Raw genomic sequence first — 10606 nt, forward strand, 5'->3', positions numbered from 1 at the left:
CAACTCGCTTGGAAACAAGGTGATTTGGCGATTCTTTCGCGGCGGACGGGCGGCCGGGTCCGCAATCGGTGATCATGGGTGCATGCGTGTACCCGCCCTCGCCCCCGCCTACGTCGGCGGCGTCCAGCTCATCGCGTACGCGAGCCGGCGGCTGCTCGGCGAGCGGGCGCGCCAGGACCTGCTGCGCTCGTGCTCCACCAACGTCGACAACCTGGCAGCCGGGCGGTACGGGACGCTCGCCACCAGCGCGCTGCTCGTCGAGTCGCCGATGGAGCTGCCCTACGCGCTGCTCCTGCTGGCCGTGCTCGGCTACGCGGAGTACGCCCACGGGGCCTGGTGGGCGGCCGGTGTGTTCCTGCTCGGCCATGTCGGCGCGACACTCCTGGTGTACGGCGGGCTGCGCACAAGGCACCCCGCGCCCGCCACCCGCTCCGCCCTGGACGTGGGCACCAGCTACGGCTTCTACGCGACGCTCGGCGCGCTGACCTCGGCCCCGCCGCGCGGCCCTCTGCGCCGCGGCGCCCGGATCGCGCTGCTCGCCCTCGCGGCGAAGCCCCTCCTGCGGCAGAGCCGCGGCTTCACGGACGCCGGCCATTTCGCGGCGCTGGGGCTCGGTCTCGGGGTGGCGGCGGCCGTGGACTACCGTTCGGCTCGAAACCGGTAGATTTCACCCGCTCAGGAGCCGCCCGCACATGATCGCGATCCCCGCCACCACCGTCGCCAACCTGCGCGACCTCGGCGACACCCCGCTGTCCGGCGGCCGTACGGTCCGCTCCGGCCTGGTCTTCCGCGCCGGTCAGCTCGACCGCATGGACCCGGCGGCCGATCCGGCGGTGGCCGCGCTCGGGCTGCGCACCATCCTGGACTTCCGCACCGACGCCGAGCGCGCCGACCACCCCGACCGGGTGCCGGCCGGAGCCCGCCTCGTCGTCGCCGACGCGCTTGCCGACAAGATCTCGGCGACCGGCGCGCCCGCCGCCGCCCAGCTCAAGCACATCCTGGCCGACCCGATCGTGGCCGAGGAACGCCTCGGCGGCGGCAGGGCACAGGCCCTGTTCGCCGACACCTACCGCTCGCTGGTCTCGTCCCACTCGGCGCGCTCCGCGTACGGGACGCTCCTGACCGAGCTGGCCGCCGACGACGCGGGCCCGCTGCTCTTCCACTGCACGGCGGGCAAGGACCGCACCGGCTGGGCGGCGACGGTGATCCTGACGCTGCTCGGCGCCGACGAGGCGACCGTCGAGCGCGAGTACCTGTCGGTGAACCCGGCGGTGCGCCAGGCTTTCGCCCCGCTCATCGAGGGCTTCACCGCGCAGGGCGGGGACCCGGAGATCGCGCTGGCCATCATCGGTGTCGTACCGGAATACCTGGCGGCGGCGCTGGAAGAGGTCGCCACGAAGTACGGCTCCATGGAGAAGTACGCCCGCGAGGGGCTCGGGGTGCCGGACGACGCGGTGGCCCGGCTGCGCGAACGGCTCATCGCGTGATCACCACGCACCGGCGTCAACTCTCCTGAGGGGTCGGGCCGGTTGGGCACGGGGTGACCATCTCCACATTCGCTCGTTTTGCTGAACGTGGCCCCAGAGCAGGACATCCTCAACCCACCCGCCCCCTCCGTCGGCGTCGAGCAGGCCGAGGCCGCGCTCGTCGAGCACTATCCGCGACTGGTGCGGCTCGCCTACCTCGTACTCCCGCCATCGCTCGGGCGCAACCGCCGGGTGGTGACCGCGCACGCGATCGTGCAGCGCTCGCTGCCGCGCGGCCGGGGCGGCTCCGTCGACGGCTCCGGCAGCTCCGATGACGGGCTGATCCCCGGGGCCCGGCGGGCCGAGGCGGGCGGCGACCCGGGGTATGTGTATGTGCGGCGGCGGGTGGTGCGCCAGGCGCTCGAAGCGGGGCTCCCACTGCGGCGCAAGGCGTGGCCCAAGCGGGCGCAGTTCCCGCCGCTGCTGCCGCAGGTCTGGGGCCTGAGGCTGTTCCCGCGTTCGGGCGGAGCCGATGAACTCGTCCTGGACCAGCGGCTTTCCGCCCTCTCGGGGCCCGCCCGCGCGGCCTACGTGCTGCGCGGTCTTGAGCGGCTCGGCGACGACGAGGTGTGCGCGGAGCTGAACGCGGCCGGGGTCACCGAGGCGCGGAAGGCGCTCGCCGAGGCCGACACCGTCGAGACGCAGGCCGGGCTGCTCGAATCCGCCGAGTTCGACCCCTGCTCGCTCCAGGCGCGGCCCACCGATCTGATGCGCCGCCGCCAGCACGGCCGGGCCTCGCTCGCCGCCGTCGCCGCGATCGTGGTGTGCGGGGCGCTCATCGGCCTGCCGGGCGACGGCTGGGGGCCCGACGGCGCGGCCGCGCCGTCCTACGCGCAGAACCCGGCCGCGCAGGCCGCGCTCGACCCCGGCCATCTGCTGCGGGTCGAGCCCACGGCGTGGACGACCGCGACCCGTACGGACTTCTCGGTGTGGCCGGCCCGGGGCGGCCTGCTCGGCGACTCGGCACTGCTGCGGCGGGCGCTCGCGGTGTGGGCGCGGCCGGGCGGGTCCGTGCAGGTCTCGGCGACGCCGGGCACCCCGTCGGGTCCGCCGATGGGCGCGCCTCAACTCCTGTTCGCGGGCGAGGTGGACCGGGCCAGGGTCGTGCTGCTCTACGACGGCCTGCGGGTGGCCCGCTATGCCGAGCCGCGTGACGGCACGGCCGGGGCCGCGCTCGACTTCGCGCGCGTGGATGCCGCCGACACCGCGTCCGCGAGCGCTCTCGTGGTGGGCCGGACCGACGGCAACGTGCGCTATCTGACCGCGCCCTGGGTGCGTGAGGCCTCCGTACGCGATCTGCTCACCCCGGGCGCCGGGGCGCGGCCGCTGCGCCGGGACAAGGACGGGGTGACGGACCCGGTCGTCTCCCCCGCGCAGGCCCGCGAGTGCACGTCGTGGGAGGCCCTTGAGTTCCATGACGACAGCGGGGTGCGGCTCGTCACCGACCTCGGCGAGCTCGCCCCGGCCCGGCTGACGTGGGGGCCGCCGTCCGACACCCGCGACGTCGGCGACCGCTCGGCGCGCGAGGGCTGGGCGCGGACCGCGTGCCTGCTGCCCACCGTCCGCTCGCACGGGGTGCGCTCGGTCAACGACTGGCGGTTCGCCCAGCAGGCGCTGCCCGAGAACAACGGCACCGCCGACTGGATCTGCACCCGGGCCGAGACCTGGCGGGGCGCGGGCAGCCGGGTGTTCGCCCAGTTCCAGGCGCCTTCCGCCAAGCTCGCGCCGGGCGCGATCGCGGCCCGCGCCGAGAACTCCGCGTCGTGCGGGATCCGCGAGGCGCGGGTCCTCGCCGGGGTGCTGTGGAAGTCGCGCGGCGGGAACTGGTTCGTGGTCGCGGCGGGCAGCGAGCAGGTGTCCTCGGTGTCCCTGTCCGGCGGGATGACCGCCAATGAGCGGGGCAACATGCTGGCCGTACGGGCCAAGGAGGGGGCGCGCGCCGAGCTCAACGGGCGGCTCGCGGACGGGGGTCGGGTCAGCACCCTGCGCTGACCCGTCCGTCCAACAATCCGGTGCGCACCCCTGTCGCTGCGGCGTACCCGTCAGTACATTGACGCCATGTCTAATACGCCGCAGCCCGCTCCGGTCGCGGAGGAGCGCATCGAGCTCAAGGCCCGGAACGTCTCGTTCGAGTGGGAGAAGACCCCGCTCCACTGGATACCCGGCGACCCGTTCACCGGCCACACCATCAATGTGCTGCACCTGTTGCTGCCGGCCGGTGAGCGATGGTTCGTGCACGTGTACAAGCAGGTGCTGCCCCACATCACGGACGACCGGCTGCGCGAGGACGTCATCGGCTTCATCGGGCAGGAGGCGATGCACTCCGCCGCGCACGACGACGTACTCCCCCATCTGAAGAAGCTCGGCCTCGACCCGACGCCGTACACCGCGCAGGTCGACTGGCTCTTCGAGAAGCTGCTCGGGGACCGGACGCTGCCACCGGGCAGGGCGCGCGAGTGGTGGCTGATGGAGCGGGTCGCCACGATCGCGGCGATCGAGCACTACACCGCGTTCCTCGGCAACTGGATCCTCAACGCCGAGACCCTGGACCGGCGCGGCGCCGACCCGATGATGCTGGACCTGCTGCGCTGGCACGGCGCCGAGGAGGTCGAGCACCGCTCGGTGGCGTTCGAGCTGTTCATGCACGTCGACGGCGGCTACCGGCGCCGGGTGCGCACCTGGGCGACCGCGTTCACCGCGCTCGCCTTCCTGTGGCAGCGCGGGGCCCGCTTCTTCATGGCGAACGACCCCACGCTGGCGGACGGCAGGGCGAGCTTCGGCGAGTTCTACCGGGCGGGCAGGCGGGGGATGCTGCCGTCCACGCCCGCCATGCTCAAGTCCATTCCGCGCTATCTGAGCCGCACCTACCACCCCTCGCAGGAGGGCAGCACGGCCCAGGCCGTCGCCTATCTCGCCGCCTCGCCCGGCGCCAACGGAGGCCGCTGACATGCGCCGTGCCACCACGTCCGCCCTCGCCGCCGGGGCCGCGCTGCTCACCCGGCGGGCGCTGCGCCGCCGCATCGCCGCCTCACCGCTGTGGCCGATGCCCGCCCTGGAGGAGCCCGTCTCGGGGCGGGGCACCCGGCGCTCCACCATCACCCGGAAGCTGACCGTCACCGAGCGCACCGAGCCCGCCGAAGGCGTCGTACGGCTGCGCCTGGAGGCCCTGGACGGCTCCGAGCTGCCCGCCTGGGAGCCCGGCGCGCACCTCGATCTGGTGCTGCCGTCCGGTCTCGTACGGCAGTACTCGCTCTGCGGCGACCCGGCGGACCGCACGTCGTACACCGTCGCCACGCGGCTCATCGAGGACGGCCGGGGCGGGTCGCGCGAGGTGCACGAGCAGCTCCAGGAGGCGGTCGAGCTGTCGGTGCGCGGGCCGCGCAACCGCTTCCCGCTGGTGCCGAGCTCCTCGTACGCGTTCGTCGCGGGTGGCATCGGCATCACGCCAATTCTCCCCATGCTCAAGGCAGTTGAGGCTTCCGGCGGCAACTGGCGGCTGTTGTACGGAGGCCGTTCGCGGGCCACCATGCCGTTCCTCGACGAGATCGAGAAGCTGGGCGGGAAGGTCACCGTCGTCCCCGAGGACGAGTCGGGGCTGCCGGATCTCGCCGGCTTCCTCGCCAACTCGCCTTCCAGCGCTGCCGTTTACTGCTGCGGGCCCGATCCGCTGATGGACGCGGTCGCCGACGCGCTCGGCCCGGGGCGCGCCCCGCACCTGGAGCGGTTCGCGCCCGGCGCGGCCACGGCGGGCGCGGGATTCGAGGTCGAGCTGCGCCGCTCGGGGCGCACGCTGGCCGTCCCGGCGGACAAGTCGCTGCTCGCCACCCTGCGCGAGGAGCTGCCGGGCCTCTCGTACTCCTGTGAGCAGGGCTTCTGCGGAACCTGCCAACAGCGGGTCCTGGAGGGCGAGATCGACCACCGCGACGAGCTGCTCACCGATGCGGAGCGCGACGACTCGATGCTGGTCTGTGTATCGAGGTGCCTCGGCAAGAAGCTGGTGCTCGATCTCTAGACGCCTCGGCCTATAGGTACTCTGTTCGTATGACGACCGGGGTACGGCGCAGGATGGGCGTCGACGAGCGCAGGCAGCAGTTGATCGGGGTCGCCCTGGAACTGTTCAGCCACCGCTCGCCCGACAACGTGTCCATCGACGAGATAGCGGCGGCCGCGGGGATCTCGCGGCCGCTGGTGTATCACTACTTCCCCGGCAAGCAGAGCCTGTACGAGGCCGCGCTGCGCCGGGCCGCGGACGAGCTCGCGGGCCGCTTCATGGAGCCGCACGAGGGGCCGCTCGGCGCCCGGCTGCTGCGGGTGATGGGCCGGTTCTTCGACTTCGTCGACGAGCACGGGCCCGGCTTCTCCGCGCTGATGCGGGGCGGCCCGGCCGTCGGATCGAGCACCACGAACGCCATGATCGACGAGGTGCGCAACGCCGCCTACCTCCAGATCCTGGCGCACCTGGGCGTCCAACAGCCGCCCGCCAGGCTTGAGTTGGTCGTACGGTCGTGGGTGTCGCTCGCCGAGTCGACGGCGCTGATCTGGCTGGACGGGCGGCGGATTCCGCGCGGCGAGCTGGAGTTGCAGCTGGTGCACGACTTCGCGGCGCTCGCCGCGGTGAGCGCGGCCTACGATCCGGAGATGGCGGCGATCGTGCTGCCCATGCTGGCGGACGAGCCCGCCGACGGGCCGTTCGGCGACCTGGTGGACCGGCTCGGCGCCCTGCTCCCGCTGGTACCCGCGCCGCGCCTGGGCTGAGACCTGCGGCATGATCGACCGCATGACGTCCACGCTCGTCCTCGATCTCGCCGACGACTCCGATCTGCCCGCGCTGACCTCGCTGTACGACGGCGCCGCGCGCTGGATGCTCGACCACGGCATCGACCAGTGGCAGCCCGGCGGCAAGGACGCCGAGCACTTCCGGCTGCGCATGAAGGAGGGCCAGGTGTGGCTCGCCCGTACCGCCGGTGGCTCGGTCGTCGGGGCGTACGAGCTGTGGTGGGAGGACGAGCCCGCCTGGGGTGTGCGGCCGCCGGTGGCCGGTTATGTGCACCGCCTGATGGTGGACCGCGCGGTCGCGCCGCCCGGCACGGGGAAGGTCCTGCTCGGGCACGCCGAGCGGCGGGTCGCCGAGAGCGGCCGGCCGCTGTGCCGCCTCGACTGCCGCTCCGACAACCCGGCGCTGCTCCGCTACTACCAGGGCGCGGGGTACACCGTGGTCGGCGAGCAGGCGGCGAAGACCGACGGCGGGGGCAGCCCCTACGCGGTCACGCTGTTGGAGAAAGATCTCGGTCTGGGCTGAGGCGCAGCGCGAGCAGGGCCACGTCGTCCTCCAGGTCGTCGCCGAAGCGGCTCAGCAGGGTGTCGCAGAGCGCCTCGGTGCCGGGCGGGGCGGCGGCCGCGGTGTGCCTGAGGTGTTCCAGCGAGTCCGCGAGGTCGGTGCCGCGGCGCTCGATGAGGCCGTCGGTGACCATCAACAGGCCGTCGCGCGGCCCGAGTTGGAGCCGGGTCGAGGGCGGGTGGCGCAGGCCGAGGCCGAGCAGCGGGCCCCGGGTCGCGATGAACGAGGCCTCGCCCCGGTGGGGCAGGAGCATCGGCGGAAGGTGCCCGGCGTTCGCGATGCGGGCCGCGCCCGTGTCCGGGTCGATGAGGGCCAGGCAGAGGGTCGCGGTGGCCTCGGGGTGGTAGAGCTGGAGCATCCGGTCCAGGCGGCGGACCAGGGCGGCCGGTTCGTGGTCGTCGGTGGCGTACGCGCGCAGGGCGTGGCGGAGTTCGACCATGACGGTGGCCGCGTCCAGGGAATGCCCGACGACGTCGCCGACGCCGACGAGGAGCCCGGCGGGGGTGGTGAGGGCGGTGTAGAAGTCGCCGCCGATCTCGGCGCGGCTGGAGGCGGGGACGTAGCGAAGCGCGATGTCGGCTCCGTGCAGCCGGGGTGCGCGCTGCGGCAGGAAGCTGTGTTGCAGGGTGAGCGCGATGTGGCGTTCCTCCGCGTAGGTGCGCAGGGATTCGGCGGCGACGGCGAGGGACTGGGCGAGGCGGGAGAGCAGCGCCTCGGTCTCCCGGCCGTACGGCAGCCGGGCCGGGACGGCGAGGCAGACGGGCGGCTGGTCGACCTGGCCGCGGGCGAGTACGAGCCGTGCCCCGTCGCTGCCGAAGAGGTCCGGCGGCCAGAGCGGGGCGGGGGCGAGCACGGACCGTACGCCGGTGCAGCCCGCCATGGCGCGGCGCAGCAGTGCGGCGAGCGCGGGGATCTCGGTGGCCTGGGCCGGGCGGACGGCGCCGCCCGTGTGGAGGAAGGCGTCGGCGGCGAACACGAAGGCGGTGACGGGCCCCGAGGTGAGCAGCGCGGCCGCGTCGGCGGCGGCGTCCGCGAGTCCCTGGGGGCAGCGCGCCCGGTGCAGGGCGGCGGTCGCCTCGGCGAGGCGGCTGAGCCGGCCGGCCAGGGCGGCCGACTCGTGGCGCAGCCGGGCGCCGCGCAGCGCGGCCCGGACGACGGCCTGGATCTCCTCGGGCTCGACCGGCACGGTGAGGTAGGCCTCGGCTCCCGCGTCCAGGCCCCGGCTGCGGTCGTGCGGGGTGATGGAGGCCGCCGAGAAGTGCACGACGGGCATGGGCGCGATACCGGGGTGGGACTTGAGGCGGCGGCACAGTTCGAAGCCGTCCATGTCGGGCAGGCCCACATCGACGAGGGCGGCGTCGGGCAGTGCTCCCGCGCGCAGCCGGGCGTCGAGTTCGATGAGCGCGGCCGAGGCGGTGGCGAGCGGGACGACCCGGTGGCCCGCGCGACTGAGGACGGCGCCCATCGCACAGCGGTTGGCGTCGACGTCGTCGACCACCAGGACGGTCGTGTCGCAGGTCATGGGCATCGTCGCGGTCACCGCCGATCGTCTCCAACAGCCCGCCACTCAAGGGCCGTTCACTCCCCGGCACGGGCTGCAACCCACCGTAGCGCCGCTTGCCGGTCGGGAGCGGTCACATGCGGCTTTCGTCAACTCACCTCCGGAAAGCCACCCTTGAGGGCCAGCGCGAGCCCGTCGTCCAGGCCGGTGGCCACGCCCCGGCCGAAGGCCGAGTCGTACGCCCCGTCACCGAGCGCGGCGCGGGCCCGGCGTTCGCACTGCTCACGCACGGCGGTCAGTTCGGGCGCGCCCATCTGGGCCTTGCCGACGGTGCGCCAGCACTCCTGGCCGACGCCGAGGAGCAGGGCGCCGTCCTCGCCGTCGCCCTGGGACGCGACCGCGCAGGCCAGCAGGTCGAGGCCGATGGCGATGCCGAAGCTGTCGTGCAGGAGGCGCTTGCCGGCCAGCATGGCGCGGGCGTGCGCGGCGGCCTCGGCGGGCCGGTCCAGGCCGAGCGCGCTGACGGCCAGCATGTAGTCGGCGTACGCCCGCATCCAGCGTTCGCCGCGCGCGGCGCACTCGTCGCGAAGGAGCACGGCTTCGGCGGACGCCTCGGTGTAGCGGGCCAGGTTGTTGAGGGCGTAGATCCGGGCGAGTGCGCACAGCGCGCGGCCCGCCGAGAAGCCGGTGTCCTGGGCGAGGGCGGGGTCGAGGATGGCGAGGGCCCGCTCGGGGTCGCCGGGCATCAGGACGCTCCCGCCGTACAAGTAGGCGGCGCGCAGCCGCTGTTCGGGGTCGATGGCGGCGCGGGAGGACTCCTCGCCGAGCCGGTGCGCGATGACGAAGTCGCCCTGGAGGAAGGCGCACATGCCGAGCGCCCACACGGCGGTGGCCCGGTACGGTCCTGGCCCCGGGCAGCCGTCCAGGGCGCGTTGCAGATAGCCGCGGCCCTCGCGGAGGCGCCCGCAGCAGAACCAGACGAACCAGAGCGAGCCCGCCATGTCGAGGGCGGCCTCGGGGTCGGTGGCCAGGAGGTGTTCGAGCGCGGTGCGCAGATCCGCGTTCTCCGCCTGTAGGCGTACGTACCAGTCGAGTTGGCCGGGGCCCATCCAGGCCGCGTCGGCCTCGTGGGCGATCCGGCGGAAGCGGCGGGCGTGCCGGTCGGCGACGTCCTGGGTCTCGCCGAGTTCGTCGAGCCAGCGCAGCCCGTACTCGCGGATGGTGTCCAGCATGCGGTGGCCGAACCGGCCGGAGCTTTCGAGCCGGGTGCGTACGACCGACTTGTCGACGAGGCCGGCCAGGACCTGTTCGACGGCGCACGCGGGCAGGGGGCCGCCCGCGCCGATGTCCTGGGCCGCGGCGAGGTCGAAGTCGCCCGCGAACACGGAGAGGCGGGCCCACAGGAGCCGTTCGAGGGGTTCGCACAGCTCGTGGCTCCAGCCGATGGCGGTGCGCATGGTCTGGTGGCGGGGCAGGGCCGCGACCCGGGTGTCGGCGAGCACCTCGAAGCGGGAGCCGAGCCGGGCGGCGAGCTGTTCGACCGACCACAACCGCAGCCGGGCGCCCGCGAGTTCGAGGGCGAGGGGGATGCCATCGAGGCGCCGGCAGACGTCGGCGGCCGCGGCCGCGCGGGCCGGGTCCTCGAAGCTGAGGTGGGGCACGGCCTCGGTGGCGCGGTCCTTGAACAGGGTCAGCGCCTCGTCCGCGACGGGCAGCGGCTCCAGGGGGAAGACACGTTCCTGCGGTCGGCCGAGGGGTTGGCGACTGGTGGCGAGGACGGTGAGCCCGGGCGAGGTCTGGAGCAGTTCGCCGATCAGGTGGCCGCAGGCGCTGATCAGGTGCTCGCAGGTGTCGAGCACCAGGAGCGGGCGTTTGTCGGCGAGCCAGGAGCAGAGCGCCTCGCAGGCGGTGCGCAGGCTCTGGTCGAAGACGTCGAAGGCGTCGGCGACGGTGGCCGCGAGTAAGTTCCGGTCCCGCAGCGGCGACAGCTCCACCCACCAGACCCCGTCGGGGTAGCGGTCCTCGGCCCGCCGGGCGGTCCGCAGCGCGAGCCGGGATTTTCCGACGCCGCCGGGTCCCGTGACGGTGACGAGCCGATGCCGCCGCAGGAGGCCGTCCAGGGCGGCCAGTTCGACCGACCGCCCGATGAAACTCGTGCTCTCCGCAGGAAGATTCCCCACCACGGGCACAGTCTGGACCACAGTGCGGCCCTTGACTCAACCCGCGGCGGGGAACAACCGA

General features: G+C 73.8%; 9 protein-coding genes. 7 read left to right on the forward strand and 2 right to left on the reverse strand.

All coding sequences use genetic code 11. The features are described from left to right. Positions 1-82 precede the first annotated feature (82 nt). From ACWC2B_RS00370 to ACWC2B_RS00400, 7 genes are all read left to right on the forward strand, one after another. Positions 83-664 carry a rhomboid-like protein gene (locus ACWC2B_RS00370; protein ID WP_450714193.1) on the forward strand — a complete coding sequence of 194 codons (582 nt, stop codon included), beginning with the start codon at positions 83-85 and terminating at the stop codon, positions 662-664. A gap of 28 nt (positions 665-692) precedes the next feature. Beyond that, positions 693-1487, forward strand: coding sequence for a tyrosine-protein phosphatase (locus ACWC2B_RS00375; protein ID WP_450714194.1), 795 nt, complete (start codon positions 693-695; stop codon positions 1485-1487). 78 nt (positions 1488-1565) lie between these two features. Beyond that, complete coding sequence (locus ACWC2B_RS00380; RefSeq protein ID WP_450714195.1) at positions 1566-3518, forward strand: hypothetical protein; 1953 nt, start codon at positions 1566-1568, stop codon at positions 3516-3518. A gap of 66 nt (positions 3519-3584) precedes the next feature. Then, positions 3585-4472 (forward strand): metal-dependent hydrolase, encoded by an 888-nt coding sequence (locus tag ACWC2B_RS00385; protein WP_450714196.1) that lies wholly within the window; start codon positions 3585-3587, stop codon positions 4470-4472. A 1-nt stretch (position 4473) separates the two neighbouring features. Continuing rightward, a complete protein-coding gene (locus ACWC2B_RS00390; protein WP_450714197.1) occupies positions 4474-5538 on the forward strand; it encodes a PDR/VanB family oxidoreductase in 1065 nt (354 codons plus the stop codon). Positions 5539-5567: 29 nt separating this feature from the next. Next, positions 5568-6281: a TetR/AcrR family transcriptional regulator gene (locus tag ACWC2B_RS00395; protein ID WP_450714198.1), complete on the forward strand. Its 714-nt coding sequence runs from the start codon at positions 5568-5570 to the stop codon at positions 6279-6281. A 22-nt stretch (positions 6282-6303) separates the two neighbouring features. Further along, positions 6304-6825 (forward strand): GNAT family N-acetyltransferase, encoded by a 522-nt coding sequence (locus tag ACWC2B_RS00400; RefSeq protein ID WP_450714199.1) that lies wholly within the window; start codon positions 6304-6306, stop codon positions 6823-6825. Here the strand turns inward: ACWC2B_RS00400 and ACWC2B_RS00405 are convergent. Together ACWC2B_RS00405 and ACWC2B_RS00410 are read right to left on the reverse strand one after the other, a co-directional pair. Next, positions 6791-8392: a SpoIIE family protein phosphatase gene (locus ACWC2B_RS00405; protein WP_450714527.1), complete on the reverse strand. Its 1602-nt coding sequence runs from the start codon at positions 8390-8392 to the stop codon at positions 6791-6793. The two genes, ACWC2B_RS00400 and ACWC2B_RS00405, sit on opposite strands and share 35 nt — an antisense overlap. A gap of 122 nt (positions 8393-8514) precedes the next feature. Then, complete coding sequence (locus tag ACWC2B_RS00410; protein WP_450714200.1) at positions 8515-10545, reverse strand: ATP-binding protein; 2031 nt, start codon at positions 10543-10545, stop codon at positions 8515-8517. Positions 10546-10606: the final 61 nt, after the last annotated feature.

The organism is Streptomyces sp. NPDC001415 (assembly GCF_053597395.1).